This is a genomic window from Streptomyces sp. NPDC058307 (assembly GCF_042880295.1).
Lineage (GTDB): Bacteria > Actinomycetota > Actinomycetes > Streptomycetales > Streptomycetaceae > Streptomyces.
The window spans coordinates 20,867-46,507 of sequence record NZ_JBHVYZ010000013.1 but is presented as its reverse complement, the minus strand read 5'-3'; the positions used below and the strand labels follow the sequence as shown (position 1 = coordinate 46,507).

General features: G+C 71.0%; 24 protein-coding genes. 14 read left to right on the top strand and 10 right to left on the bottom strand.

What is annotated here, in order from left to right:
• The first annotated feature begins 166 nt into the window (after positions 1 to 166).
• The gene (locus ACFVYN_RS12330; protein ID WP_389996368.1) at positions 167 to 1,387 is read left to right on the top strand and encodes a metallophosphoesterase; all 1,221 of its coding nucleotides are present in this window, start codon (positions 167 to 169) and stop codon (positions 1,385 to 1,387) included.
• 76 nt (positions 1,388 to 1,463) lie between these two features.
• Here the strand turns inward: ACFVYN_RS12330 and ppk2 are convergent, their stop codons facing one another.
• From ppk2 to ACFVYN_RS12305, 5 genes are all read right to left on the bottom strand, one after another.
• A complete protein-coding gene (gene ppk2 / locus ACFVYN_RS12325) occupies positions 1,464 to 2,474 on the bottom strand; it encodes a polyphosphate kinase 2 (RefSeq protein ID WP_389996365.1) in 1,011 nt (336 codons plus the stop codon).
• Between the two features lie 108 nt (positions 2,475 to 2,582).
• Positions 2,583 to 4,346, bottom strand: coding sequence for a thiamine pyrophosphate-dependent enzyme (locus ACFVYN_RS12320; protein ID WP_389996362.1), 1,764 nt, complete (start codon positions 4,344 to 4,346; stop codon positions 2,583 to 2,585).
• 17 nt (positions 4,347 to 4,363) lie between these two features.
• On the bottom strand, positions 4,364 to 5,947 hold the full coding sequence (locus ACFVYN_RS12315) for an FMN-binding glutamate synthase family protein (protein ID WP_389996360.1): 1,584 nt from the start codon (positions 5,945 to 5,947) through the stop codon (positions 4,364 to 4,366).
• Positions 5,948 to 6,072: 125 nt separating this feature from the next.
• Positions 6,073 to 8,052: an amino acid transporter gene (locus ACFVYN_RS12310; RefSeq protein WP_389996357.1), complete on the bottom strand. Its 1,980-nt coding sequence runs from the start codon at positions 8,050 to 8,052 to the stop codon at positions 6,073 to 6,075.
• Positions 8,053 to 8,332: 280 nt separating this feature from the next.
• Positions 8,333 to 9,712, bottom strand: a complete 1,380-nt coding sequence (locus ACFVYN_RS12305; protein ID WP_389996354.1) for a glycoside hydrolase family 43 protein — start codon at positions 9,710 to 9,712, stop codon at positions 8,333 to 8,335.
• Positions 9,713 to 9,965: 253 nt separating this feature from the next.
• Between ACFVYN_RS12305 and ACFVYN_RS12300 the strand changes: the two genes are divergently transcribed.
• The 3 genes from ACFVYN_RS12300 to ACFVYN_RS12290 all read left to right on the top strand — a co-directional run bounded on the left by ACFVYN_RS12300 (position 9,966) and on the right by ACFVYN_RS12290 (position 13,242).
• Positions 9,966 to 11,390 carry an amidase gene (locus ACFVYN_RS12300; RefSeq protein WP_389996351.1) on the top strand — a complete coding sequence of 475 codons (1,425 nt, stop codon included), beginning with the start codon at positions 9,966 to 9,968 and terminating at the stop codon, positions 11,388 to 11,390.
• Positions 11,391 to 11,416: 26 nt separating this feature from the next.
• Entirely contained in the window at positions 11,417 to 11,635 is a 219-nt protein-coding gene (locus tag ACFVYN_RS12295) for a hypothetical protein (protein WP_389996348.1), read from the top strand.
• A 131-nt stretch (positions 11,636 to 11,766) separates the two neighbouring features.
• Complete coding sequence (locus tag ACFVYN_RS12290; RefSeq protein WP_389996346.1) at positions 11,767 to 13,242, top strand: flotillin family protein; 1,476 nt, start codon at positions 11,767 to 11,769, stop codon at positions 13,240 to 13,242.
• A gap of 210 nt (positions 13,243 to 13,452) precedes the next feature.
• On the opposite strand, the gene ACFVYN_RS12285 is transcribed toward ACFVYN_RS12290, so the two are convergent.
• Positions 13,453 to 13,881: a hypothetical protein gene (locus ACFVYN_RS12285; protein ID WP_389996343.1), complete on the bottom strand. Its 429-nt coding sequence runs from the start codon at positions 13,879 to 13,881 to the stop codon at positions 13,453 to 13,455.
• A 49-nt stretch (positions 13,882 to 13,930) separates the two neighbouring features.
• Here ACFVYN_RS12285 and ACFVYN_RS12280 point away from each other — a divergent pair, with 49 nt between their 5' ends.
• Positions 13,931 to 14,377 carry a type II toxin-antitoxin system PemK/MazF family toxin gene (locus ACFVYN_RS12280; RefSeq protein WP_389996340.1) on the top strand — a complete coding sequence of 149 codons (447 nt, stop codon included), beginning with the start codon at positions 13,931 to 13,933 and terminating at the stop codon, positions 14,375 to 14,377.
• A 3-nt stretch (positions 14,378 to 14,380) separates the two neighbouring features.
• On the opposite strand, the gene ACFVYN_RS12275 is transcribed toward ACFVYN_RS12280, so the two are convergent.
• Positions 14,381 to 15,211 carry a TIGR02452 family protein gene (locus ACFVYN_RS12275; RefSeq protein ID WP_389996337.1) on the bottom strand — a complete coding sequence of 277 codons (831 nt, stop codon included), beginning with the start codon at positions 15,209 to 15,211 and terminating at the stop codon, positions 14,381 to 14,383.
• A gap of 288 nt (positions 15,212 to 15,499) precedes the next feature.
• On the opposite strand from ACFVYN_RS12275, the gene egtA reads away from it, so the two are divergent.
• The 4 genes from egtA to egtD are packed head-to-tail and all read left to right on the top strand — an operon-like array spanning position 15,500 to position 19,849.
• Positions 15,500 to 16,789: an ergothioneine biosynthesis glutamate--cysteine ligase EgtA gene (gene egtA / locus ACFVYN_RS12270; protein WP_389996334.1), complete on the top strand. Its 1,290-nt coding sequence runs from the start codon at positions 15,500 to 15,502 to the stop codon at positions 16,787 to 16,789.
• Entirely contained in the window at positions 16,786 to 18,117 is a 1,332-nt protein-coding gene (egtB, locus tag ACFVYN_RS12265) for an ergothioneine biosynthesis protein EgtB (RefSeq protein WP_389996331.1), read from the top strand. Before egtA ends, egtB begins: the two co-directional genes overlap by 4 nt.
• Entirely contained in the window at positions 18,117 to 18,890 is a 774-nt protein-coding gene (egtC, locus tag ACFVYN_RS12260) for an ergothioneine biosynthesis protein EgtC (protein ID WP_389996328.1), read from the top strand. The genes egtB and egtC overlap by 1 nt, the downstream gene beginning before the upstream one ends.
• The gene (gene egtD, locus ACFVYN_RS12255) at positions 18,887 to 19,849 is read left to right on the top strand and encodes an L-histidine N(alpha)-methyltransferase (RefSeq protein ID WP_389996325.1); all 963 of its coding nucleotides are present in this window, start codon (positions 18,887 to 18,889) and stop codon (positions 19,847 to 19,849) included. The genes egtC and egtD overlap by 4 nt, the downstream gene beginning before the upstream one ends.
• A gap of 40 nt (positions 19,850 to 19,889) precedes the next feature.
• Here the strand turns inward: egtD and ACFVYN_RS12250 are convergent, their stop codons facing one another.
• Positions 19,890 to 21,071, bottom strand: a complete 1,182-nt coding sequence (locus ACFVYN_RS12250; RefSeq protein WP_389996620.1) for a MalY/PatB family protein — start codon at positions 21,069 to 21,071, stop codon at positions 19,890 to 19,892.
• Between the two features lie 67 nt (positions 21,072 to 21,138).
• Here ACFVYN_RS12250 and ACFVYN_RS12245 point away from each other — a divergent pair, with 67 nt between their 5' ends.
• Positions 21,139 to 21,354: a dodecin gene (locus ACFVYN_RS12245; RefSeq protein ID WP_389996322.1), complete on the top strand. Its 216-nt coding sequence runs from the start codon at positions 21,139 to 21,141 to the stop codon at positions 21,352 to 21,354.
• Positions 21,355 to 21,359: 5 nt separating this feature from the next.
• Here ACFVYN_RS12245 and ACFVYN_RS12240 read toward each other — a convergent pair whose 3' ends face one another.
• Positions 21,360 to 21,851 carry a hypothetical protein gene (locus ACFVYN_RS12240; RefSeq protein ID WP_389996319.1) on the bottom strand — a complete coding sequence of 164 codons (492 nt, stop codon included), beginning with the start codon at positions 21,849 to 21,851 and terminating at the stop codon, positions 21,360 to 21,362.
• A gap of 84 nt (positions 21,852 to 21,935) precedes the next feature.
• On the opposite strand from ACFVYN_RS12240, the gene ACFVYN_RS12235 reads away from it, so the two are divergent.
• From ACFVYN_RS12235 to rpmF, 3 genes are all read left to right on the top strand, one after another.
• The gene (locus ACFVYN_RS12235; protein WP_389996316.1) at positions 21,936 to 23,135 is read left to right on the top strand and encodes a right-handed parallel beta-helix repeat-containing protein; all 1,200 of its coding nucleotides are present in this window, start codon (positions 21,936 to 21,938) and stop codon (positions 23,133 to 23,135) included.
• A gap of 52 nt (positions 23,136 to 23,187) precedes the next feature.
• Positions 23,188 to 23,598 (top strand): (2Fe-2S) ferredoxin domain-containing protein, encoded by a 411-nt coding sequence (locus tag ACFVYN_RS12230; protein ID WP_389996313.1) that lies wholly within the window; start codon positions 23,188 to 23,190, stop codon positions 23,596 to 23,598.
• A gap of 72 nt (positions 23,599 to 23,670) precedes the next feature.
• Positions 23,671 to 23,841: a 50S ribosomal protein L32 gene (gene rpmF, locus ACFVYN_RS12225; protein ID WP_389996310.1), complete on the top strand. Its 171-nt coding sequence runs from the start codon at positions 23,671 to 23,673 to the stop codon at positions 23,839 to 23,841.
• A gap of 35 nt (positions 23,842 to 23,876) precedes the next feature.
• On the opposite strand, the gene ACFVYN_RS12220 is transcribed toward rpmF, so the two are convergent.
• Positions 23,877 to 24,548: a DNA polymerase beta superfamily protein gene (locus tag ACFVYN_RS12220; RefSeq protein WP_389996307.1), complete on the bottom strand. Its 672-nt coding sequence runs from the start codon at positions 24,546 to 24,548 to the stop codon at positions 23,877 to 23,879.
• A gap of 84 nt (positions 24,549 to 24,632) precedes the next feature.
• Between ACFVYN_RS12220 and ACFVYN_RS12215 the strand changes: the two genes are divergently transcribed.
• A complete protein-coding gene (locus ACFVYN_RS12215) occupies positions 24,633 to 25,631 on the top strand; it encodes an LLM class flavin-dependent oxidoreductase (RefSeq protein ID WP_389996304.1) in 999 nt (332 codons plus the stop codon).
• Positions 25,632 to 25,641: the final 10 nt, after the last annotated feature.

Here is a 25,641-nt window from a genome sequence, read left to right as displayed (position 1 = left end):
CACGCCTACCGATGGGCTGCCGAAGGTCGAAGAACAGGCCACGGCGTTCACGCGCGACCGGCCCGAGCCGCCCCCCGACCCCGAGGCGGAGTGGAAGCCCGTGCCCGCCGTGGAATGACGGCCCGACGATCGATTGTTCTACGGCAGCCTGGAGAGAGAGGAAGCCGTGACCGACACCAGCAACACCCGACCCGCCGACATGCAAGCGCAGGCTCCGCGGCAGAGCCGACTGCTCCGCCTGATGCGCTACCTCCCGCTGATCGCCCCCGTCCTGCTGTGGGCCGTGCCCTGCTGGGTGCTCCTGTACGCAGGCCAGCACTGGCCGCTGCCCGTCACCCTGGCCGGCACCGCCCTGTTCGTCCTCGGCCTCGCCGGTATGCCGCTCGCGATGGTGCGCGGGCACGGTCGGCGCCAGCAGGACCGGGCGGCGATCCTCGGTGACACCCTGCTGGGCGCCAGCTGGATTCTGTTCACCTGGTCCGTTCTGCTCGGCGTCTTCCTGCGGCTCGCCCTGACCGCGGCCGGCGTCGGCGAGAGCCAGGACCGGGCCCGGACCGTCACCTGGGCCGTCCTCGGCGTCACCGCCCTGCTGCTCGTCTGGGGGTACACCGAGGCCCGCCGTGTGCCACGCGTGCGCCGACTCGACGTACAACTCCCGCGGCTGGGCGCCGGGTTGGACGGCCTCCGCGTCGCCCTCATCACCGACACCCACTACGGCCCGCTCGACCGCGCTCGCTGGTCGGAGCGGGTGTGCGAGACGGTGAACACTCTGGAAGCCGACCTGGTCTGCCACACCGGCGACATCGCGGACGGCACGGCCGAACGCCGCCGCGCCCAGGCGGTCCCCCTCGGTACCGTGCAGGCCACCCGGGCCCGTGTGTACGTCACCGGCAACCACGAGTACTACAGCGAGGCCCAGGGCTGGGTCGACCTGATGGACGAGCTGGGCTGGGAGCCGCTGCGCAACCGCCATCTGCTGCTCGAACGCGGGGGCGACACCCTCGTGGTCGCCGGCGTGGACGACGTCACCGCCGAGTCCTCCGGCCTGGCGGGCCATGGCGCCCACCTCGCCGGGGCCCTGAACGGCGTCGACCCCGACCTGCCCGTCCTGCTTCTGGCACACCAGCCCAAGTTCGTCGACCGGGCGGCGGCCGCCGGAATCGACCTCCAGCTCTCCGGCCACACCCACGGCGGCCAGATCTGGCCCTTCCACCACCTGGTCCGCCTCGACCAGCCCGCCCTCGCCGGCCTCAGCCACCACGGGGCCCGCACGCTCCTCTACACCAGCCGCGGCACAGGCTTCTGGGGCCCACCGTTCCGCGTCTTCGCCCCCAGCGAGATCACCCTGCTCGTACTCCGCTCCCCAGACCTGCCCGCTTCTCCGTAACCGGGTTCGACCCGGTGAACGGCGAACGGACTCCCCTGCAGTCGGCATCACCGCACGCGAAGCCCGACGCCGTGGATCAGCGCTGCTCGTCGTCCGCCCTGGCCGGGTGGTTGCCGGGGCCGCGGTCGTATCCGGTCAGGGGCGTCGGGGAGAGGTCGGTGGGTTCCTCGCCGGCCTCCAGCAGCGTGTTCGCGGCGCCCACGATCAGGGGGTCGGGCTTGCCCACGGCCGCGTGATCCTTGGTGGGATAGTCGCAGCGGTCGAGGAGGCTGCGCATCGCTTCGAGCCGGCCGCGGCGCTTGTCGTTGTTCTTCACCACGGTCCACGGGGCGTGTGGAGTGTCCGTCGCCCGGAACATGGCGACCTTGGCCGCCGTGTACTCGTCCCACAGGTCGAGCGAGGCGAGATCCGTGGGGGAGAGCTTCCAGCGGCGTACGGGGTCGACCGTGCGGATCGCGAAACGGGTCCGCTGCTCGGCCTGGGACACCGAGAACCAGAACTTCACCAACAGGATGCCGTCCCTGGTCAGCATCTCCTCGAACAACGGGGCCTGCTCCAGGAAGGTGCGGTACTCGGCCTCGGTGCAAAAGCCCATCACCCGCTCGACGCCGGCCCGGTTGTACCAGGAGCGGTCGAAGAAGACGATCTCACCGCGGGACGGCAGGTGCGCCACATAGCGCTGGAAGTACCACTGCCCCGCTTCCCGCTCGGTCGGCTTCTCCAGCGCCACGACGCGGGCGCCTCGCGGGTTGAGCCGCTCGGTGAACCGCTGGATCGTGCCGCCCTTGCCGGCCGCGTCACGGCCCTCGCAGAGCACGACCACCCGCTGTCCGGTCTCCTTCACCCAGCGCTGCATCTTCAGCAGCTCGATCTGCAGGACGCGCTTGGTCCTCTCGTACTCGGACCGCTTCACCTTCCGGTCGTACGGGTAGTTCTCCAGCCACGTGTCCACCGGACTTCCGTCCGCGTCCAGGACGATCGGCTTCTCCGGCCGGCGTTCGTCCACACGGAGGCCGTCGAGCAGCTCCGCCTCGACCCGGGCCCCCTCGTCCTCGTACGGCCGGGCCCTGTCGTCGTGCTCCGACATCAGCGATCTCCTGTTCCCCGCTTCTGCTGGACCGCGTGCCCCGTCCACCCGCAATCACGCTGGACCCGAGCGGTTCCCTCCACGGTCACCGATGCCCGCCCGCCCCTCTCAGCGCGTGCTGTCGTCCCCATGGCTGCGCACGATCTCCTTCACCTTGGCCACGGCGAACCCCCAGCCCTGCTCGACGGTCGGCTTGGCCGGCACCGCGATCTCGTCCGGGTTGGTGAGCACGTCGAGCAGCACAGGGCCGGGAGTGTCGAAGGCGCGGCGTACGGCCTTCTCCAGGTCGGCCGGGTCGGTCACCCGGATCCCGGGGATGCCCATGGCGGTGGCGACGGCGGCGAAGTCGGGGTTGTCCAGGACGGTGCCGAACTCCGGCAGTCCAGCCTGTTCCTGTTCGAGTTTGACCATGCCCAGACGGCGGTTGTCGAAGACGACGAGCTTCACGGGGAGGTGGTGCGTCTTCAGTGTCATGAGGTCGCCGAGGAGCATGCTCAGCCCGCCGTCCCCGCAGAACGCCACGACCTGCCGCTCGCGGTCCAGGCACTGCGCGCCCAGCGCCTGCGGCATCGCGTTGGCCATGGAGCCGAGGTTGTAGGAGCCGATGAGCCGCCGCTCGCCCCGCATCTCGACGAACCGCGAGAGCCACACCGTCGCCATGCCCGTGTCGGAGGTGAAGACGGCGTTCTCGTCGGCGAGCCGGTCCACCACGGCCGCCAGCGCCTCCGGCCGGATGTCGTGGGTGCGGTTGTCGAGCGAGGAACGCACCCGGCCGAGCAGGCCCCGGTCGTGTGCCGGATCGGCCAGCCGTGCCTGGCCCTCGCGCCACCGCTCGAAACGCTCACGTGCCTTCTCCACGTGTGAGCGGTCCCGGGCACCGTCCGTCCCGGCGGGCGCTGCGGCGAGGTGGGTGAGGAGGTCGCGGACGGTCACGCCGGTGTCGCCGACGAGACCGACGTCGACCGGCACGCGCCGCCCGATGTGGGCGGGCTCGGTGTCCACCTGGATGACGGTCTTCCCCTCCGGATACCAGTCCCGGTAGGGGAAGTCGGTCCCCAGGAGCAGCAGAGTGTCCGCGTCCTGGAGGGCCGACGCGGCGGCCGGGTTGCCGATCAGCCCGGTCTGGCCGACCTGGAACGGATTGGCGTCGCCCTCGAAGCCCTCCTTGGCCTTGAGCGTGAGCACCATCGGTGCGGCCAGCCGGTCGGCCAGGGCCAGCACGTCCTCGCGCGCGGCGCGCGCACCCCGTCCGACGAGCAGAGTGACCCGCTCGGAGCGGTCCAGGAGTTCGGCGGCGTGCCGTACGGCGGATTCCTCCGGCCGGCTGAGCGGAGGGTTCAGGGAGAACCTGGCCGGGCGGTCTGACGTCAGTTCGCGCTCGCCCAGGTCTCCGGGCACGGTCAGGACGGCGACGCCCTTGCGGCCCAGGGCGTGGCGCACCGCCGTCTCGAGCATCTGCGGCAGCTGGTCGGGAGAGGTGATGGTCGCGCGGAAGACGGCGACGTCGCTGAAGAGGGCGTCGTTGTCGACTTCCTGGAAGTAGTCGGTGCCCAGTTCGGCGAGCGGCACCTGCCCGGCGATCGCCAGGACGGGGGTGTGGCTCTTGGCCGCGTCGTACAGTCCGTTGAGCAGGTGGACGGAACCGGGTCCGACCGTGCCCATGCAGACCCCGAGGGTGCCCGAGAGCTGCGACTGGGCGCTCGCGGCGAAGGCCGCCGCCTCCTCGTGCCGGCAACCCACCCACTCCAGGTCCTCGGTGGTGCGAATGGCGTCCGTCAGGGGATTGAGCGCGTCTCCCACGACGCCGAACACCTGGTGTACGCCGAGTTCGCTCAGTGCGTCCACGATGACGCGGGCGACGGTGCGGGCCACGTGAGTCCTCCGGTTTTTCAGACGGTGAATCGGTCAGGGTCGGCGGCGGTCCAGTCGGCCGCCCAGGCGGCAGGCGGCTCGGCGAGCAACTGCCCCGGTTCGAGCCACTCGTACAACTCCTCATAGGAGCGCTCGGTGTAGGGGTCGATGCGCCGGCGCAGCATGTGCGGACGCAGGTCGGCGGGGTCGGTGACGCCCATGGACGCCATGAGCTGCAGGGCGCTGGCCACGGTCGCCTCCTGGAAGCGCTGGACGCGCGGCGTCTTGTCACGGACGTCGAGGGCGCGGGCGCGTCGGGGGTCCTGTGTCGTCACGCCGGTGGGGCAGGTGTTGGTGTGGCAGCGCTGAGCCTGGATGCAGCCGACGGCGAACATCATCGCCCGCGCCGCGTTGCCGTAGTCGGCGCCCTGGACCAGGCGTTTCACCAGATCGGTACCGGTGGCGATCTTGCCGCTCGCTCCGATCCTTATGCGGTCGCGCAGACCCGCGCCGACGAGGGCGTTGTGCACCGTGAGCAGGCCCTCGGTCAGCGGGGTGCCCACGTGGTCGGCGAACTCCAGGGGCGCGGCTCCGGTGCCGCCCTCGCCGCCGTCCACGATGATGAAGTCGGGGGCCGTGCCCTCCGCCAGCATGGCCTTGCACACGGCGAGGAACTGCTGGCGCGAGCCCACGCACAGTTTGAATCCGGTCGGCTTGCCACCGGAGAGCTCGCGCATCCGGGCGATGAAGCGGACCAGTTCGCGCGGGGTGGAGAACACCTTGTGGTACGGGGGTGAGATCACCGTCCGCCCCTCGGGCACGTCCCGCACCTTCGCTATCTCGGCGTTGACCTTGGCCCCCGGCAGGACGCCACCGATGCCCGGTTTGGCGCCCTGCGAGAGCTTCAGGGACACGCACTTGACGTGATCGTGGGCGGCCTTCTCGGTGAACTCGGCGGGGTCGAAGTCGCCGTCCTGGGTACGGCAGCCGAAGTAGCCGGTGCCGATCTCCCAGACCAGGTCCCCGCCCGGCTTCAGGTGGTACTCCGACAGGCCGCCCTCCCCCGTGTCGTGGGCGAAACCCCCGGCCGCCGCGCCGCCGTTGAGAGCGAGGATCGCGTTGGACGACAGCGAGCCGAAGCTCATCGCCGACACGTTCAGGAGCGCCATGTCGTAGGGACGGCTGCAGTCGGGTCCGCCGATCCGTACCCGCGGGGGCGTTTTCGGGACCGGGCACGGCGCCATCGACGGCACCAGGAACTCGTAGCCGGGCAGATAGACGTCCCGTTCGGTGCCGTACGGCTGCTCGGCGTCGGTGCCCTTCGCCCGCTCGTAGACGATGGTGCGGACATCACGGTCGAAGGGCCGCCCGTCGAAGTTCCGCTCGATGAAGTACTGCTGCAGCTCCGGGCGGATCCGCTCCAGAAGGAAGCGGGCATGGCCAAGAACGGGATAGTTGCGCAGCACCGAATGCCGCCGTTGCAACAGGTCCGCCGCACCCAGCAGACCCAGCAGGGTGAGCGGTACGGCGGCGGCCCACCACCAGGGCGAGAGACCGACCGCGGCAACAACCGCCACGGTGCCGGCGGCCAGAGCGAGGACGACGATCGCGATGCGTTTCACTCCTCGCTCATTGCCCTGCGTCAGCTGTCCAGTCCTCCCTTTTCGTCAAGAAACCTGCAAGTCAGGACCCACTGGGTTCGGCGTGAGAGCCCAGGTGCCGTCGGCTCTGGTTTCCCACTGCGGTGTCAGCCTGCGACGTGGATGCCGGGGCGGCGGGCGGGGTCGGGCTGGTGCTGGCGGATGATCTCGCGGGTGACGGGGGCCGTGTCTCCGCGTCCGAGGAGGAAGTAGCGGAGCATGTGAGTCAGAGGGCTTCCCTCCGCCCAGGCGAAGTAGCAGTGCGGCTGGACGCCGGTGGTGTCGTGGAGGGTGAGAAGGATCGCGGCGATGGCGTTCGGAGCCGCGGGCGCTTCGGCTCGCAGGATCCGGTGCCCGTCGACTTCGACGCCGTGGACGGTGAGGGTTTCGCTGAAGTCGGAGGGGTCGACGACGTCGATCTCCAGGAACAGGATGTCGGCGAGACCGGGCACCGGGTTGATGGCACGCTGTTCGCGTTCCTTGTCGGCGTACTCGGCGGCGTCCCCGGCCTCCCGGCGGTTGGCGACGATGTTGATGGCGTTGTCGTGGGCGAGGGTGTCCCTGATGAACTGGCGGGCGGCGTCGTCGAACACGATTTTGTCCGCGCGCAGTTCGGTGGTGCGTGAGATGCGGGAGACCAGCGAGATGATGATGATGCCGACGATGAACATCGCGGAGATGGTGATGCCGTCCGGCTTGTCGATGATGTTGGCCACCAGCGCGTAGAGCAGCACCGCGGTGAGCGCGGCGAATCCCACGCACAGGGTGCGTTGGCGGCGGCGCAGCGCGGAGACGGTGACGGCGAAGGCCCCGGAGACCATCATGGCGAGGATGCCGGTGGCGTAGGCGCCGGCCTGGGCGTCGATGTCGGCGTCGAAGGCGATGGTGATGACGACGCACAGAACCGTGTAGACCAGGACGACGGGGCGCACCGCTCGACCCCATTCGGGGGCCATGCCGTAGGCGGGGAGATAACGCGGGACGATGTTGACCAGTCCGGCCATCGCGGAGGCGCCCGCGAACCAGAGGATCAGAATGGTGCTGATGTCGTAGGCGGTGCCGAAGGCTTCTCCGACGTGTTCGTGGGCCAGCCAGGCCAGAGCCCGGCCGTTGGCCGCACCGCCCGCCTCGAACTCCTTGTGCGGGATGAGGACGGTGGTCACGAAACTGGCGGCGAGCAGGTAGACGCTCATGACGAGCGCGGCCGTGGTGAGCAGCCTGCGGGCGTTGCGGATGCGGGACGTGAGCCGCTGCTCGGCGGTCTCGCCCTCGGCGGAGATGAGCGGCATCATGCTCACTCCGGTCTCGAAACCGGACAGACCCAGCACCAGCAGCGGGAAGGCCAGCAGCGCGGGCTCGGCCAGGTCGCCGAACCCGCGGCCTTCGGTGAGTGCGCCGGTCCAGGCCGAGAAGGCGTCCGGGCTGGTGAACACGTCCACCAGGCCGACGCCGATGGTCACCGCGTTGAGCGCGAGGAAGACGGCGACCAGAGGGATGGCCACGCTCACCGCTTCGCTGAACCCGAGCAGGAAGACCCCGCCGAGGAGCACGAGGAGCGCCACGGTGATGACGACCTCATGTCCTTGCAGAGCATGCGGGGCGTAGGAACTCTCCACCAGATGTACGGAGGCGTCGGCCGCGGAGAGGGTGATGGTGATGATCCACGAGGTCACCACGAACCCGAGCAGGACCAGGACGAACAGTTTGCCCCGCCAGAAGGGCAGCAGGTCCTCGAGCATCGCCACCGATCCGGCTCCGTGCGGACTCTCGCCGGCCACCCGCCGGTACATCGGCAGCATCCCCACCAGGGTCAGCACCACGAGCAGAAACGTGGCCAGCGGCGAGACCGCACCGGCCGCGAGCGCGGCGATCGCCGGCACGTAGGCCAGGCTGGAGAAGTAGTCGACGCCGGTCAGGCACATCACCTTCCACCAGGCATGAGACTCCCCGGCGCCTGCCTCCGCCGCCGGATTGACCGCCTGCACCCGGTGTCGCAGCAACCACTGTCCCAGAGCACCGCCTTGGCGCCCCGTTGTGTCAGGATCCTCCACCACGTCCACAGCGGCCAGATCGTCCACGTCGGTCATATCCCCCCACACCCTTCAACCCGCCCAGCGTGCTGGGCCCCACAGTTCGCAACGATCACCGAGTATGCGGCCTCCGGCAACCTTCTCCCCACCAGGGGCGGAGGCCCGCAGGAGAGAGCGCGTCCCCGGCCTTCTTCCCCGTGAGGTGAACGACAGGCGGAACGCGAACCGTCACCCCGCGAGGGCACACGGGACCCAGCGGACGCTGGGCCGTTGCAGGAACTGGAGGGAACTACTCCGCTGCCGCCAATGCTCCTCCCCAGGTCCACAGCGGTGCGGCTCAGCCCCAGGCCGTCACCGGCACGAACGAGCTGTCCTGCCGGAACAGGTCCGTCCCCGCCGTCCGCTCCAGCCGCAGCTGGTAGTTGTAGTGGCGCAGGTAGTACCCGGGGTAGTTGTACGACTCCCAGCGGATCGCACCCGAGGACGTGCCGGTGCGTGCGATGAACGTCGCGTCCTTGGCGAAGGTCGACGTGCCGTCGTTGGCGTCGAAACGAGCGCGGAAGTCCCAGTGGCGCAGGTAGTTGCCCGAGGAGTCGCGGAAGGAGTAGCCGCCCGGGTCGGCGAGGCCCGCGACGGCCGTGAAGGTGGACGCCGTCTTCTCGGCAGCCGTGCTGGAGCTGGTCACCACCGGGAGGTTCAGCAGCGAGGACTGGGTCTGCCAGTACCGAGTGGAGTAGTTGGCCGACCGGAAGGAACGGGTGACGTTCTTGGCGAGCGACGGGCCGCCGGAGATCGTCTCCTTGATGACCGTGAAGTGGCGGGCGGTGCCGGAGACCACCGGCAGCGCCGTCGGGGCCGACCAGGTCGCGAAGGTGTCGTAGCTGTCGCTGTAGTAGTAGTTCCCGTCGCCGTAGCCGTCGAAGAAGATCCGCCAGCCGCCGTTGTCGAGCTGGATCACGGACGGGCCCTCGCGGTAACTGCCCCAGCCGGCCCAGTCGCCGGTCCTGGAGATCGTGTAGGGGCCCGTAAGAGACGACGCCGTCGCGTACTCGATGTACTTCGTCGTCTCGTTCTTCGTGAAGGCGTGGTAGGTCGAGCCGGTCTTCACAAGGTACGTGTCGATGTGGTTCGGGCCGATCCCGGACAGGGCCACGGGTGAACTCCAAGCCGTCAAGGTGGAGTTGGTCGCCCTCAGCCGGTACGGCGTGAAGATCCACTCGTCGCTGGTGAGCGAGCAGGACACGATGACGTTCACACTGCCGTCGCTGTCGACGAACCACTCCGGCGCCCACGCGCGGGACAGATCGGCGAGGGGGACCGTGTAGTCGTAGAGGAAGGTCCAGTTGGCACGGTCGGAGCTGCGTGCGAAGCCGATCGTGGTGCTGACGTCCTGCCAGGTGTGGGTCGTGTACGTGAGGTAGTAGTAGCCGTCGGTGTGCTTGAAGACGCTCGCGTCGCGGATTCTGTTGCTGGGCGGTGTGTAGGCGGAGGACTTGAGCAGCCGGAAGTCCGTGGCGTCGTCGGACTGGTAGACGTTGACGGTCCCGTCGTTGCTGTTGAGGAAGGGCACGATCGTGTAGCGGGTCGCGGAACCGCTCGCCGGGGCGGCGGCGAAGGCCGCGCCGGGCAGCTCGCCCAGCAGGACCGCGGAGGCGGGCAGGGCCGCCATCGCGCGCAGCAGGGTGCGGCGGGACGGCGTGGGGGGACGTGTGGTCACGGCGGCTCTCCCTGGGGCAAGGACACAACGCGGCTCGAAATGTCCGACATACCGAACGAGGTTCGGAAAGTCGATCAGAAGGTAGGGCTGTGACCCGAACGCGTCAATGCTTTGCGCATGACCTGCTGGGCGCTGTGAGATGGCTGTGGCGCCTGCCGAACCGCCGCTCTCGCCGGAAGGCGTTCCGACAAAGCGCTTTCCGACGTTACCGTTCAGTAGGCAACCCTCGTCACGGAGTCCCGGAGGTGCCCGTATGACGTACGACCGTTCCGCAGGCCTGGTGGAGACCGCCCGCGCACTGGCCGACGGCACGATCACCTCCCGTGCGCTCGTCGAGCAGACCCTGGCCCGGATCGAGGCCTCCCAGGGCTCCCTCAACGCCTTCCGGATCGTACGGACGGACGCCGCGCTCGCCGAGGCGGAGGCCGCGGACGCCCAACTGGCCGCCGGAGTACGGAAACCGCTGCTCGGGGTGCCCGTCGCCGTCAAGGACGACATGGACGTGGCCGGTGAGCCCACCGCGTTCGGCTGCCGGGGGGAGTTCCCTGCGGTCGCCAGGGACGGTGAGGCGGTACGGCGGCTGCGCGCGGCCGGAGCCGTGATTGTCGGCAAGACCAACACCTGCGAGTTCGGGCAGTGGCCGTTCACCGAGGGGCCGGCCTTCGGCGCGACCCGCAACCCATGGAGCCCGCAGCACACCCCGGGCGGCTCGTCCGGCGGGTCCGCCGCGGCCGTCGCCGCCGGTCTCGTGCCCGCCGCGCTCGGCTCGGACGGGGCCGGCTCGGTACGGATCCCCGCCTCCTGGACCCACCTCGTCGGCATCAAGCCGCAGCGCGGCCGCATCTCGACCTGGCCGCGCGGCGAGTCCTTCCAGGGCATCACGGTCAACGGCACGCTGGCCCGCACGGTCGCCGACGCGGCCCTCCTCCTCGACGCGGCCGCCGGCAACCACCCCCTGGACCCGCATCGGCCGCCTGCCGTCGACGCGGCCGCGGCGGTCGGCCGCGACCCCGGCCGGCTGCGCATCGCGCTCGCCCTGAAGCCGCCGTTCACCGCGCTGCCCGCCCGGCTCCAGCCGGAGGTGCGGGCGCGGGTCGTCGAACTCGCCGAGAGGCTGAGCGCGTTGGGACATCTGGTCGAGGAGGCCGATCCGCCGTACGGGCAGATCGGGCTCACCTTCATCCCACGCGCCACGGCCGGAATCGCCGAACGGGTCCGCGAGGCGCCCTTCCCCGCGCTCCTGGACCGCCGCACCCGGGACGCGGCCCGGCTCGGCGGACTGCTCGGCGGGGTCCCGCTCAGGGCGGCGCGGCGCGCGGAGGCTGTCCTGCACCGCCGTATCGGCGGGTTCTTCACGGCGTACGACGTCGTCCTCGCCCCGACGACGGCCGCTCCCCCGCCGCGCATCGGGGCGATGCTGGAGCTGGGCGGCCTGGCCACCGACCGGGCGATGATCGCGGCCTGTCCGTACGCCTGGCCGTGGAACGTGCTGGGATGGCCCGGGGTCAATGTGCCCACCGGGTTCGTCGACGGCGGACTGCCCGTCGGGGCGCAGTTGCTCGGACCCGCGAACAGCGAGCCGCTTCTGCTGTCGCTGGCGGCGCAGTTGGAGGACGAGCTGCGCTGGCACGAGACGTGGCCGCCCCAGGCGGCTGCCGTGGATTCCCCGGCCGCCTGACGGTGTTCCGCCCGTACCCTGTGACCATGGACGATGCGTCGATGGTCGGGCTCATGGGGCGGGTCACGGGGACGATCGGGCCGGGGCTCGTCGGCGAGGTGATCGTCCGGGTACGGGGCGGCGCCGAGCACTTCCTCGCCTACCCCGTCACCGGCACGGACCGGATCGAGCGGGGCACGGTGGTGACGGTGGTGGAGTACCTGCCGCCGAGGACGGTCTACGTGCAGTCGGCGTACGACAGTTGAGCCTGCTCACGCGCAGGTGAGAGGCGTGTATCAAGGTTTCGACAAGGATCCGCCGGCGTCTTCACCGCGGCCTCGAAGAGGCGCACACTCCCTTCGTTCGGTGCCGAAAGGGCACCATGCAAAGGGGGCGTATGCCGATGATTGTCGGCGTCGTTGCGGGGGTGGCCGTAGCTGCCATCGCCGTTCTGATCGGTCTGTTCAAGCTGATGTGGCGTGTCGCGGAACCCAACGAGGCACTGGTCATCTCCGGGTCCAACCACAAGACCGAGGGTCTTGAGGCGGGCATGGGATTCCGCATCGTCACCGGGCGCGGCACGCTGGTGCTGCCCGGTGTGCAGGCGGTGCGCAAGATGTCGCTCGACCTGAACGAGACCGAACTGCACGTGGACTGCGTGACCCACCAGGGCATTCCGCTCAAGGTGCGGGGCGTGGTCATCTTCAAGGTGGGCGACGACTTCGTGTCGATCGCCAACGCGGCCCGTCGCTTCCTCGACCAGCAGAAGCTGATGTCGGAGCGCGTGCACAACGTGTTCGCCGGTCATCTCCGGTCCATCGTGGGCGGGTTGACGGTCGAGGACATGATCCGCGACCGGGAGAAGCTCACCGGGCAGACCCGGGCGGCCTGCGGCACGGAGATGGAGAAGCTGGGTCTGATCGTGGACTCGCTGCAGATCCACGAGATCGAGGACCCGACCGGGTACATGCAGAACCTGGCGATGCCCCACGCGGCCGCCGTCCAGCGGGACGCGCGGATCGCGCAGGCGGAGGCGAACCGGCTGGCCACCGAGGCCGAGCAGCAGGCGTACGCCCGGATGGCGCAGGCCACCCGGGACAGCGAGATCCTCCAGGCCGGCTACCAGGCCGAGCGGGACAAGGCGGGTGCCAAGGCGCGCCAGGCCGGTCCGCTCGCCGACGCCGCGGCCCGCCAGGAGGTCGTCGTCCAGGAGACCCGGATCGCCGAACTCGAGGCGAACCGGCGGGAGCAGCAGCTCCAGGCGGACGTCCGCAAGCCGGCGGACGCCAAGGCCTACGAGAAGCGCACGCTCGCCGAGGCCGAGCGCGACGCGCGGATCTCCGGGGCCGAGGCCAAGGCGAAGGAGACCGAGCTCGCCGCGGCGGCCGAGGCCACCCGGGTCAAGACGGCCGCGATGGCCGAGGCCGAGGCGACCAAGGCCCGCGGTACGGCCATGGCGGCCTCCACCCGGGCCACCGGTGAGGCGGAGGCCGCGGCGGCTCAGGCCAAGGGTCTCGCGGAGGCCGCGGCGGCCAGGGCGAAGGGTCTCGCGGAGGCGGAAAGCATCAAGGCCCGCGCCGCCGCCCTCGCCGAGAACCAGGAGGCGGTCGTCGCCCAGCAACTCGCCGAGAACTGGCCGGAGATCGTCAGGGCCGGTGCGTCCGCATTCGGCAACGCCGACAACATGGTGATCCTCAACGGCGCCGACGGCATGGCGGACATGTTCGCCAAGGCGCTCACCATGGGCGGCACCGGTCTGGGGCTGGCACGCCAGCTGCTGGCGTCGATGAACCAGAACGGGCAGAGCGTCAACAGCACTTCATTGAACGGGGTCGTCCCTCCGGCGGCCCAGAAGGTGCCGGTCCAGGAGTAACGGGCAGGTCGGCGCGGGTGCGTGTGGGAAGGGGCCCCCGCCCACCAGTGTTTTAAACAATTAGACTTGACAAGCCCCACAACCCCACTTATGTCCCGGGGGCCGCCCCCCCGGCGCCCCTTCCGGCGCCGGACCCGGATAACCGTGCTGGGCGGCGGGGGTCCTTGAGGAAAGGGACCCCGGCCGACCTGTGTTGACAACTTTGACAGTTCACAGTCCCGACAACGTGACGCCCAGGCCGAGCAGCGCGACGACCTTGGCCGCCTCGAAGGCGACGTAGAGGAGGTGGCCGCGCGAGCGGGGCAGGTCCTCGCCGGCCAGGACACGGTCGGAGCGGCGGTTCAAGCGGGGGCGGACGAGGGCCAGTTGGACGATGAGCACGGCCATCGCGGCCGCGGTCCAGGCGATGACGCGCCCCGGTGCGTCACCTGCGGCCACCGCGACGACGACCACGGCGGCCAGGACGCACTCCACGAGGTTCAGGGCCCGGAAGACCAGGCGCCCGGTCCCCAGACCGATCCGGACACTCACGTCCGGGGCGCGGAACTTCAGCGGCGCCTCCAGGAAGGAGATCGCCAGCACCATCCCGAGCCACACGAAGGTGACCGCGCTCGCCGTCGCGGCCGAGGTTGCGTTCATCCGACCGACCGTACCCTCACCCCGGTTCGGGACGCCTTAAGGTTCCCCCGTGACTGCGTTTACCGATGAGAACGTCCCCGGCCGCTTCGGCGCCACCGCCACCACCGAGGCCGACCCGCGCGAGGTGGGCAGCGTGCGCACCGAGTACTCCCCCGCGCACGACGGCGACCCCGATCCCGGCGAGATCGTGTGGACCTGGGTGCCCTTCGAGGAGAACGACGGACGCGGCAAGGACCGTCCCGTGCTCGTGGTCGCCCGGGAGGCGGCCGGCACCTTCCTCGCCGTGCAGTTGTCGAGCAAGCGGCACGACGGGGACCGGGAGTGGGTGCCGATCGGCAGCGGGCCCTGGGACCGGACCGGACGGGACTCCTGGGTGGACGTCGACCGGGTCCTGCGCCTCCACGAGGAGGGCATGCGCCGGGAGGCGTGCGCGCTGGACCGGGGGCGGTTCAATCTGGTCAGGCAGCGGCTGCACGAGCGGTACGGCTGGACCTGACGGTCAACCCTTCTGGAGCAACCGCTCGACAGTGAACGTCTGTTCGAAAACCGCACGCACCACCGCGCCCCGCGTCCGGTCCAGCACCCCGAACACCACGTGCTCAAAGGCACCGGCGAACCGTCCGCCGGGCCCGAGGAGCGTCCGGAACGCCCCCGCCACCTGCGCGGGGTCGTTCTGGAAGACCCCGCAACCCCAGGCGCCCAGCACCAGCCGCCGGTAGCCCTGCGCCACGGCCACCGCCAGGACCTGCTCGGCGCGTGCCGCGAGGGCCCGCGGCAGGTCGGCGGCCCGCTCGGGCGCCGTGCGCCGCACCACCCCGGCGTTCGGGGCGGCCGCCGTCAGGAACCCGACGAGGGGCGCCGACTCCAGCAGACGGCCGTGATCGTCCCGGAACACCGGTACGCCGGGCGAGTGGATGACGCGGTCCGTGTAGAACGGGTCGCGGTGGGTCCGGTGATGGTCGTAGAACGCGCGGGCCCGTAACTGGCAGGTGTAGAGCGCGGAGGCGCGGCACAGGGCCTCTTCCTGGGCCTGGGCGCCGTTCAGATAGCCGCCGCCCGGATTGCGGGCCGAGGCGAAGTTCAGCACGGCCGGCCGGCCGCCCAGCCGACGGGCCGCTTCCAGGCTGCTCTCGCCCGTGACCTCGACGAGCGTGTCCACGGCGGCGAAGGCCTGCACCTGCACGGGTTCCGGTCCGTACATCCGCGTCCCCGCTCGCGCCGCCTCGATCCCGGCGGCCACGGAGACCTCGCGCCCGTCCGGCGCGCGATAGTGCCCCGCCGCGACGATCCGTTCCGTCTCCTGCGCGATCCCGCGCAGACGTGCGCTCATGGCGCCACCCCCGTGAGCGCCATGACCGCACGCCGCGCGGTCTCCCCCGTCGTGCCCATACAGGAATGGTCGGTGATGCCGGGGATACGGCGCAAACGAGTTTTCGAGGCCGGGCACAACCGTAAAACACCTTGAAAACCCTGGGAAACGGAGATCCACAGCCCCTAATGCGAGGAAGGGCCCCCTTGTGCGGAACGAGATGAGGGTCTTGGGTGGTACGAGCGTTGCCGGTCCGGCCTACCTGATTTCCGGACCGGTGGCATGGTGGAATCTCAGGAGGATCCCGACATGTCCGACTCACTAAGCGACTGTACGAAGCCCCGTACGTCGCTCCCCGAAGCAGAGATCGAGGCCCTGGTCCGCGGCATCTGCTTCAAGACCGGCCCGCCCCGCCGTATCGGGGTGGAAGTGGAATGGCTCGTCCATGAGCTGAGCAGCCCTCGGCTCCCCGTCACACCCGAACGACTCGCGGCGGCCTACGCCGCACTGCGGACCGTACCCCTGACGTCGGCGCTCACCGTCGAACCCGGCGGCCAGCTGGAGCTGAGCTCGCAGCCCGCCGACTCCCTGATGGAGTGCATCGGTACCGTCTCCGCCGACCTCGCCGCCGTCCGGGCGGCCCTGGCCGAGCACGGGCTCGGCCTCGTCGGCCTCGGCCACGACCCCTGGCACCCGCCCCGCAGATACCTGCGGGAACCGCGCTACGACGCCATGGAGACCTGCCTCGACCGCACCGGACCCGCCGGCCGCGCCATGATGTGCACCTCGGCCTCCGTGCAGGTGTGCGTCGACGCCGGCCACGAGGAGCCCGGCCCGCTGGGCCTGGGACGCCGCTGGTGGCTGGCGCACCAGCTGGGCCCGGTCCTGGTGGCCGCCTTCGCCAACTCCCCGCTCGCCGAGTCCGAGCCCACCGGCTGGCTCTCGACCCGCCAGCTGCTGTGGACGGAGATCGGCAAGGACCGGGCGGGCGGTCCCGACCTGGACGCCGACCCCCGCGGTGCCTGGACCAGGCACGTCCTGGACGCACCCGTGATGTGCATACGGCGGGACAGCGGCCCCTGGGACGTCCCGGAGGGGCTCTCCTTCCGGGAGTGGGCCAGGTCGGGGGCGCCCCGGCGACCGACCCGGGAGGATCTCGACTACCACATCTCGACCCTGTTCCCGCCGGTCCGGCCGCGCGGCCATCTCGAACTGCGCATGATGGACGCCCAGCCCGGCGAGGACGGCTGGATCGTCCCGCTCGCCGTGACGGCGGCGCTCTTCGACGACCCGGAGGCCGCCGAGACCGCCTACCGGGCGGTGAAGCCGCTGACCGAGCGCGCCCTGTCGATGCCCGCGCCGCACAATCCGCTGTGGATCGACGCGGCCCGCCACGGCCTGGCCGACCCCGAGCTGCACGAGGCGGCGGTCGCCTGTTTCTCGGCGGCCCTGGAGGCCCTGCCCCGGCTCGGCGCCACCACCGGGGTCACGGACGCCGTGGGGGCGTTTCTGCACCGCTATGTGATCCGGGGCCGCTGCCCCGCCGACGATCTGCTGGACCGGACGCACGGTTCGCTCGGGAGGGAAATCCGCACATGACCGACCCCACTGTCGACCTGTCCGTCGATCCCGAGACCTTCCGCGAGCGGGCCGTGGCCACCCTGGTCACCGCCCGGGACCGTACGACACTCCTCACCAGCTGCGTCGAGGACCCCGACCTGACCGCCCAGCACTCGCCGCTGATGTCGCCGCTCGTGTGGGACCTCGCCCACATCGGCAACCAGGAGGAGCAGTGGCTGCTGCGGACCGTCGCCGGGCAGGAGGCGATACGGCCCGAGATCGACGGCATCTACGACGCCTTCGAGCACCCGCGCTCCGAACGCCCCACCCTGCCCCTGCTGTCGCCCGCCGAGTCCCGGCGCTACGCGGCGGAGGTCCGGGGACGGGTCCTGGACGTCCTGGAGGGCACCGCGCTGCACGGTACCCGGCTCACCGAGGCCGGGTTCGCCTTCGGGATGGTCGCGCAGCACGAACAGCAGCACGACGAGACCATGCTGATCACCCATCAGCTCCGCAAGGGACCGCAGGCCCTGACCGCCCCGGACCCGGAACCGGCCCCGCTGTTCACCGGCCCGGCCGAAGTCCTCGTCCCCGGTGGCCCGTTCACCATGGGCACCTCCGACGAGCCGTGGGCCCTGGACAACGAACGCCCCGCGCACCGGCGCGAGGTGGACCCCTTCTACATCGACACCACTCCGGTGACGAACGCCGAGTACCAGGCGTTCATCGCGGACGGCGGCTACGACACCGAGCGCTGGTGGGCCACGGCCGGGTGGGCACACATCCGCAAGAACTCCATCCACGCCCCGCTGTTCTGGAGCCGTGACGGCAAGCAGTGGCTGAGGCGCCGCTTCGGCGTCACCGAGGTCGTGCCGCCCGACGAGCCGGTGGTCCACGTGTCCTGGTACGAGGCCGACGCCTACGCCCGCTGGGCCGGACGGCGGCTGCCCACCGAGGCGGAGTGGGAGAAGGCGGCCCGCCACGACCCGGCCGGCAACCGCTCGACCCGCTACCCGTGGGGCGACGCCGATCCGGCGCCGGAGCACGCGAACCTGGGCCAGCGGCACCTGCGTCCCGCCCCCGCCGGAAGCTACCCGGAGGGCGAATCACCACTCGGAGTACGCCAGTTGATCGGTGACGTATGGGAGTGGACGGCGAGCGACTTCGAGCCCTACCCCGGGTTCCAGGCGTTCCCGTACAAGGAGTACTCGGAGGTGTTCTTCGGCCCCGACCACAAGGTGCTGCGCGGCGGTTCGTTCGCCGTGGACGCGGTGGCCTGCCGGGGCACGTTCCGCAACTGGGACTATCCGATCCGGCGGCAGATCTTCTCCGGCTTCCGCACGGCCCGTTCCGCGGGAGCCGTCTGATGTGCCGTCACCTGGCCTACCTGGGCCCCGAGGTGCCGCTCGGCCGGCTCCTCGTGGAGCCCCCGCACAGCCTGTACCGCCAGTCCTGGGCGCCCAGGCGGCAGCGGTACGGCACCGTCAACGCCGATGGTTTCGGAGTCGGTTGGTACGCCGAGGACGACCCGGAACCGGCGCGGTACCGGCGGGCCGGGCCCATCTGGGCCGACCTGTCCTTCGCCGATCTCGCCCGGGTGGTGAAAAGCACGGCGATCCTGGCCGCCGTACGGGACGCGACCCTCGCGGGAGCCGACGCCGAGGCCGCCGCGGCACCGTACGCCTCGGGTCCCTGGTTGTTCAGCCACAACGGCGCGGTCAAGGGCTGGCCGGGTTCCCTGGCCTCCCTGACCACCGCTGTGCCCCCGGCGGATCTTCTGTCGATGGAGGCCCGCAACGACTCGGCGTTCGTGTGGGCCCTGGTCCTGAACCGGCTGCGCGGCGGCGACGAGGAGGGCCAGGCGCTGGCCGACACCGTCCTGGAGGTCGCCGAGGCGGCCCCCGGCTCCCGGCTCAACCTGCTGCTGACCAACGGGGAGTCCATCGCGGCGACCGCCTGGGGCGACACCCTCTGGTACCTCCAACGCCCCGGCGCGGGCACGGTCGTGGTCTCCGAGCCGTACGACGACGATCCGCACTGGCAGGAGGTCCCGGACCGCACGCTGCTCACGGCGAGCCGCACCGACGTCCTGCTGACCCCCCTCAAGTCCCTGGAACCACTCAAGGAGCCCCGCACGTGAGTCCGTTCCTGCTGACCCGCACCCTGCCCGAGGACGCCACCGAGGCCGCCCTGCGCGCCGACGTCCTCAAGGGCCTGACGCACACGCCCAAGGCACTGCCGCCGAAGTGGTTCTACGACGCCCACGGCAGCGAACTCTTCGAGCAGATCACCGAGTTGCCCGAGTACTACCCGACCCGCGCCGAACGGGAGATCCTCGTCGCGCGCTCCGGCGAGATCGCGCGGGCCACCGGTGCCCGCACCCTGGTCGAACTGGGCTCCGGCTCCTCGGAGAAGACCCGGTATCTGCTCGACGCGCTGACCGGGCTGCACACCTACGTCCCGGTCGACGTCAGCGAGAGCGCGCTCACCCAGGCCGGGCACGCGCTCATCGCCCAGCGGCCGGAGCTGAGCGTGCACGCGCTGATCGCCGACTTCACGGGCGGTCTGTCCCTGCCACAGACACCGGGCCCCCGCCTGGTGGCCTTCCTCGGCGGCACGATCGGCAACCTGCTGCCGGTCGAGCGCGCCGCGTTCCTCGCCTCCGTACGCTCCCTGCTCTCCCGCGGTGACGCGCTGCTGCTCGGCACGGACCTGGTCAAGGACGAGAACGTGCTGGTCAGGGCGTACGACGACGCGGCCGGAGTGACGGCCGCGTTCAACAAGAACGTCCTGACCGTCGTCAACCGCGAACTGGGCGCCGACTTCGATCCCGGGGCCTTCGACCACGTGGCCCTCTGGGACGCCGAGAACGAGTGGATCGAGATGCGGCTGCGGTCCCGTACGGACCAGACCGTGAAGGTCCCGGCGCTCGACCTGGCCGTCGACTTCGCGGCGGGCGAGGAGCTGTACACCGAGATCTCGGCGAAGTTCCGCAAGGAGGGCGTCCGCGGTGAACTGGCCGCCGCGGGCCTGGAGTTGGCGCACTGGTGGACGGACAGCGAGGGCCGGTTCGCGCTGTCGCTGAGCGTGGTGAAGTAGCGGGACGACGCGCGGGGGGCCGGTTCGTACCGGCCCCCCGTCAGCGTCGGCCGAGGGCGGCGGCCATCCGCCGTACCGCCTCGGTGATCAGCTCGGGCGAGGTCGCGAGGTTCAGCCGGACGAAGCCGGCGCCCCCGGTACCGAACGGGACGCCGGAGTTCAGGGCGACCCGGCCGCGCTCCAGGAAGACGGCCGCCGGATCGTCGCCCAGATCCAGCGCACGGCAGTCCAGCCAGGCCAGAAAGGTGGCCTCGGCCGGTTCGTAGCGCACGGCGGGCAGCGACTCGGCGAGGAGTCCGGCCAGCAGCCGGCGGTTGTCGTCGAGGCCGGTGAGCAGGGCGTCGAGCCAGGCGCCGCCGTCCCGCAGCGCGGCCGTGTGGGCGAGGACGCCGACATGGCTGGGGCCGTGACCGACCTCTTCGGGAAGGCGCGCGAGGTCGTCGGCGGCGTCGGGCCCGGCGACGGCCACGGCGGCCTTGAGCCCGGCCAGGTTCCACCCCTTGGACGCCGACATCAGCGACAGCCCGCTCCCCGCGCCGGGAACGCTCAGGTAGGGCACGAAGGTCACACCCGCCGCCGTGAGCGGGGCGTGGACCTCGTCGGCCACGACCCGCACCCCGTACGTCCGCGCCAGCGCCGCCGCCTCCGCCAGTTCCTCGGCGGAGTGCACGGTGCCGGTCGGGTTGTGCGGGCTGCACAGCAGATACGCGGGCCGGGCCGCACCCTTCCGGACCCGCCGGAAGGCGTCCTCCAGGACCTCGAAGTCGATCCGGCCGTCCCCACCGAGCGGAGCCTCGACGACCCGCCGGTCCATGTTCCCGACGAACTGGTAGAAGGGCGGGTACACGGGCGAGTTGACGACCACGGGATCACCCGGTCCGGAGACCAGCTTGAGCATCTCGACGACGCCCAGCATCACGTCCGGGACGATCGCCGTACGCTCCACCGCGAGCCCGTCCCAGTCCCACCGCTCGCTCGCGAAGCCAGCCAGCGCCTCGGCGTACGCCGTCCCGGCCGGATACCCGGTGTCGCCCAGCGCCACCGCGTCCCGGACGGCCCGCGCGACCGGTTCGGCCAACGGGACGTCCATCTCGGCGACCCACAGCGGCAGCACGTCCGCCGGGTACGTCCGCCATTTCATGCTCGTACGACGTCGGAGCTGTTCCAGGGTGAGCCGGCGCAGGGGGTTCACGGCAGTGGGCGCGTGGATGTCACGGGGCATACCGTCCATGGGTCAAAGATAGGCCGGACGGCTCGCGCTCCACCGCCGCCTGGGGCACCGTGGAACCATGACGAACCACACCTACCGGGTGACCGAGATCGTCGGCACCTCACCCGACGGCGTCGACCAGGCGATCCGCAACGGCATCGCCCGTGCCTCGCAGACCCTCCACAACCTCGACTGGTTCGAGGTGACCCAGGTGCGGGGCCAGATCGAGGACGGGCAGGTCCAGCACTGGCAGGTGGGGCTCAAGGTCGGCTTCCGCCTGGACGAGTCCGGCTGAGGTTCTCAGGCGCGCCCCTCCCGCTCCTGCGCCACCTCCAGGGTCGCGGAAGGGGCGGTCCAGCGTGCCTGTACGACGGTGAATCCGGCCCGTCGGGCGTCCTCGCAGACCAACTCGTCGTCGTCCACCAGGACCCGGATCTCCCGGGTGCCGGAGAGTCGCTTCAGGATCTCCAGTTTGGTGCGCCGGGCAGGCCGCCGGTCGTCGTTGCGCCGCATGTACACGCGCCCCTCGGGCAGACCCTGCGCGGTGAGCCACGCGAGCGTGTCGCGTCGGCAGCGCTCGGGCCGCCCGGTGAGATAGACGATCTCGCACTCCTCGGCGCTCTCCAGCACCAGCGCGATGCCCTCGGGGATCGGCGGGTCCTCGGGCGCGGCCGCGAAGAACCCGTCCCAGTCGCGCGGCCTGCGCTCCAGGAACCGCTGCCGGTGGGCCGTGTCGGCCAGGGTGTTGTCCAGGTCGAACACGGCGAGCGGGCGCTTGCTGCTGTCGGTCACGTCACCCACCCTAGACCCGGCAACCTTCCCGCCCCGGGCGACCACTGGCTCACGAGAGAACAGTCGGTCGAGGCGGGAGACTCCATGCGCGTGAAGACAGCGATCTGGACGGCGGCACTGGTGGGCGCGGCCCTGGCCTTACCCGTGACCGAGGCGTCCGCGGCGCCGACGACCCTGATCGTGGCGACGAACGGCAACGACACCGCCCCGGGTACGCTCGCCCAGCCGCTGCGGACCGTCCAGCGAGCGGTGGACCTGGCGAAGCCCGGCGACACCATCGCCGTCCGCGGGGGGACGTACGCCCTCACGGACAACATCACCATCGCCGCCTCGGGCACCGCGTCCCAGCCCATCACGCTGGGCGCCTACCAGGGCGAGCGGGTCGTGATCGACGGCGAGCAGCTGGCCGCGAGCCACACCCCGGTCGGCGGCAGCATCCCGCGGGCCGAGCGCGGGGCGCTCCACCAGGAGGCGTCCTACTGGCGGATCTCGGACCTGGAGATCGTGAACGGCCCGTACGGGGTCTACTGCGACGGCTGCAACGGCAATGTCTTCGCCCGTCTGAAGACCCACGACAACTACGAGTCGGGCTTCCAGCTGCAGGGCGCCTCCAGCGGCAACCAGATCCTGAACCTGGACAGTTACGCCAACCGTGATCCGCGCAAGAACGGCGAGAGCGCGGACGGCCTCGCCATCAAGGAGGGTTCGGGCACCGGCAACGTCGTGCGGGGTGCCCGGCTGTGGAACAACGTCGACGACGGCCTCGACACCTGGAAGTTCACCTCGCCGGTCCTGATCGAGAACACCGTCGCGTACGGCAACGGGTTCAACCGCTGGAACTTCCCCGACTTCGCGGGGGACGGCAACGGTTTCAAGCTGGGCGGCGGCAGTCCGGCGCCGGCGGTGGCGCACACCCTGCGCAACTCGGTCGCCTTCAAGAACGCCGCCCACGGCGTCACGGACAACGGCAACACCGGTGCCCTCGTCCTGAACCGCAACTCGACGTGGGCCAACGGCGGCACCGGTTTCGACGCCGACGTCTCGGGCGGCAAGGCCAAGCTGACCGCGAACCTGTCCGTCGCCGACGCCAAGGCCGTTGCGCTCGGTTCGGCGACCGTCTCCAGCGGCAACTCCTGGGATCTCGGCGGTACTTGGAACGCCTCCTCGGTGCTGAGCACGGACCCGGCGCCGCTCACGGGCGCACGCGGGGCCGACGGTTCACTGCCGTCGGCGCCGTCGTTCCTGGTGCCGCGGAGCGGGGCCGCCGTGGGAGCGAGGTTCTGATCCGGCCGACCCGGTGGCACGGGGCGCGGACGGTATGGATCATGCTTCTCCCATGCCCCCGACGCCCCGTACGTTCCTGACCGGCTCCGGCTCCTGCACGCTCGTCGTCTGCCGGGGCTGCTGCTGCGGCGACGCCCGCAAACACCCCGGTACCGACCACGCCTGGCAGTTGGAGCTGCTGCGGGCCGGCGCCGCCGAGCACGGCTTCCAGGTCCGTACGACCGACTGCCTGGGCCCCTGCGACCAGGCCAACGTCATCGTCGTGCGGCCCTCGGGCGCCGGGCGCCGGGCGGGGGGCCGGGCCGCGTGGATCGGGTTCGTCAAGGACGACGAGGGCACCGAGGAGGTCGTGCGGTGGGCTGCGGCGGGCGGGCCGGGAGTCGCCGAGCCGCCGGTGGCGCTGGAGCTGCAGTTCATCGAGCCGCCGAGGGAGGCCCGGGTGCGGTCCCGGCGCCGCCGCTGACTGTTAATGGGATCCATTTTCATGTAGCGTCCTCGGTGCTCACCCACCGAGGCCACCGAAGAGGTTCCCGCCATGGCTGTCCCCAAGCGGAAGATGTCCCGCAGCAACACCCGCCACCGCCGCGCGCAGTGGAAGGCCGGCACCCCGCGGCTGGTGCTGGTCACGATCGAGGGGGTCGCGCATCTGGTCCCCCAGCACCTGGTCAAGGCGTACGAGCGCGGCCTGCTCCGCCCCGAGGACTGAGGGCCCGGGTCAGCCGGTTGAGCTGAAGCCCCCGCTCACGCCGCCGTGTCGTAGAACTCGGCGCGGACGCGGCGCAGCCACGCCTCGGCCGGTGCCTCGTCGGGCCGGTCCGGGAGCGCGCTGTGGGACTCGCTGAAGGCGGTCTCGTAGCGGGCGAGCAGCGAGCGGGCCGAGGCCGGGTCGGCGGCGACGGCGTCCCCGAAGCGGTGGTACTCCTCGGGGTCCTCGACCCGCACCGAGAGCCGTCCGGTGGTGTACAGCTCCAGGCCCTGGTGGCAGAGCCGCTTCAGGTGCCGGGCGTGCTTGGCGGTGCGGTGGTCGCCGTCGCGGCTCTCCAGTTTCCTGAACTGCTGGGAGGCGTACCCGAGATAGGCGTCCCGGATCCGCTTGGCGCTCAGGAACGACCCCCGGATGGCGATGAGTTCGTCGCCCAGCGGGGTGCGCACCTCGTACAGCTCGTCCGGCAGCCACACCAGTTCCATGACGGTCGGATTGCCGCCGAGGGCGAGCCGGCACCACTTCGCCGCCTCGTGCAGCGTGCGGTCCGGTGCCGTGCTGACGTGGGACTCCTTCGGGGTGCGCAGGCCGAGCAGGGTCTCGGTGGGCGCGGCGAACATGCCGAGCCGGTCCACGTCGGAGCCCTCGCGGGCGAGGCCGTACGCGGTCGAGCCGACGATGCCGGAGAGCAGGATGTTCTGAACGGTCACCCGGCCCATTGTGCTGACCTGCGGCGATCGCGGTCACCCAATTTTCCGCGGGAATACCGCATCCGGTCGGGCGTTGAACCCTGTGTGAGCTCCCTGACCGCCGCCACCCGCTTCTCCGTCCTCGACCGCTCCCGCACCCGCGAGGGCGGCACGAACGCGCAGGCGCTCCAGGACACCGTCCAACTGGCGCGGGAGCTGGAAGCACTCGGCTACCACCGCTTCTGGGTCTCCGAGCACCACGGCGTGCCGGGGGTCGCGGGCTCCGCGCCGACCGTGCTGGCCGCCGCCGTGGCCTCGGCCACCGACACCATCCGGGTCGGCACCGGTGGCGTGATGCTGCCGAACCACCAACCCCTGGTCGTCGCCGAGCAGTTCGGGGTGCTGGATTCCCTCTTCCCGGGCCGGATCGACATGGGCCTGGGGCGCTCGGTCGGCTTCACCGGCGGCGTGCGCAAGGCGCTGGGCCGCGACAAGGACGACGCCGACGACTTCGCCGTACAGCTGGAGGAACTGCTGGGCTGGTTCCGCGGCACCTCCCCGACGGGGGTGCACGCCCGCCCCGCCGAGGGCCTGACCGTGCCGCCCTTCGTGCTGGCCATGGGCGAGGGCGTCGTGATCGCGGCCCGCGCGGGCCTGCCGATGGTCATCGGCGACCTCAGGAACCGGGAGAAGATGCAGCGCGGCATCGACCAGTACCGCGCACACTTCCGGCCCTCTCCGTGGGCGCGGGAGCCGTACGTCGTCATCTCCGGGACGGTCGCGGTGGCCGCCACTCCCGAGGAGGCGCGGCGCCTGCTGATCCCGGAGGCCTGGTCGATGGCGTACTCCCGGACCCATGGCACCTTCCCGCCCCTGCCGCCCGCCGAGCGCGTGGAGACTCTCCCCATGACGGACAGGGAACGGGACCTGTACGAGTCCGGGCTCGCCGGCCACATCGCGGGCACCGAGGAGCAGGTCGCCCACGAGCTGGAGACCGTCCTGAAGGAGACGGGGGCACAGGAGGTGCTGGTCACGACCAGTACGTACGACCGCGAGGCCCTGCTGGACTCCTATCGGCGGCTGGCGGCGATCACCTCCGGTTAGAGTCGATCTC

Excerpts from the sequence above, each read along its gene's own strand:
- ppk2 (WP_389996365.1), bottom strand. The coding sequence starts at position 2,474 with ATGTCGGAGCACGACGACAGGGCCCGGCCGTACGAGGACGAGGGGGCC.
- ACFVYN_RS12310 (WP_389996357.1), bottom strand. The coding sequence starts at position 8,052 with ATGACCGACGTGGACGATCTGGCCGCTGTGGACGTGGTGGAGGATCCT.
- ACFVYN_RS12300 (WP_389996351.1), top strand. The coding sequence starts at position 9,966 with ATGACGTACGACCGTTCCGCAGGCCTGGTGGAGACCGCCCGCGCACTG.
- ACFVYN_RS12295 (WP_389996348.1), top strand. The coding sequence starts at position 11,417 with ATGGACGATGCGTCGATGGTCGGGCTCATGGGGCGGGTCACGGGGACG.
- ACFVYN_RS12290 (WP_389996346.1), top strand. The coding sequence starts at position 11,767 with ATGCCGATGATTGTCGGCGTCGTTGCGGGGGTGGCCGTAGCTGCCATC.
- ACFVYN_RS12285 (WP_389996343.1), bottom strand. The coding sequence starts at position 13,881 with ATGAACGCAACCTCGGCCGCGACGGCGAGCGCGGTCACCTTCGTGTGG.
- ACFVYN_RS12275 (WP_389996337.1), bottom strand. The coding sequence starts at position 15,211 with ATGAGCGCACGTCTGCGCGGGATCGCGCAGGAGACGGAACGGATCGTC.
- egtA (WP_389996334.1), top strand. The coding sequence starts at position 15,500 with ATGTCCGACTCACTAAGCGACTGTACGAAGCCCCGTACGTCGCTCCCC.
- egtB (WP_389996331.1), top strand. The coding sequence starts at position 16,786 with ATGACCGACCCCACTGTCGACCTGTCCGTCGATCCCGAGACCTTCCGC.
- egtC (WP_389996328.1), top strand. The coding sequence starts at position 18,117 with ATGTGCCGTCACCTGGCCTACCTGGGCCCCGAGGTGCCGCTCGGCCGG.
- ACFVYN_RS12250 (WP_389996620.1), bottom strand. The coding sequence starts at position 21,071 with ATGCCCCGTGACATCCACGCGCCCACTGCCGTGAACCCCCTGCGCCGG.
- ACFVYN_RS12245 (WP_389996322.1), top strand. The coding sequence starts at position 21,139 with ATGACGAACCACACCTACCGGGTGACCGAGATCGTCGGCACCTCACCC.
- ACFVYN_RS12235 (WP_389996316.1), top strand. The coding sequence starts at position 21,936 with ATGCGCGTGAAGACAGCGATCTGGACGGCGGCACTGGTGGGCGCGGCC.
- ACFVYN_RS12230 (WP_389996313.1), top strand. The coding sequence starts at position 23,188 with ATGCCCCCGACGCCCCGTACGTTCCTGACCGGCTCCGGCTCCTGCACG.
- rpmF (WP_389996310.1), top strand. The coding sequence starts at position 23,671 with ATGGCTGTCCCCAAGCGGAAGATGTCCCGCAGCAACACCCGCCACCGC.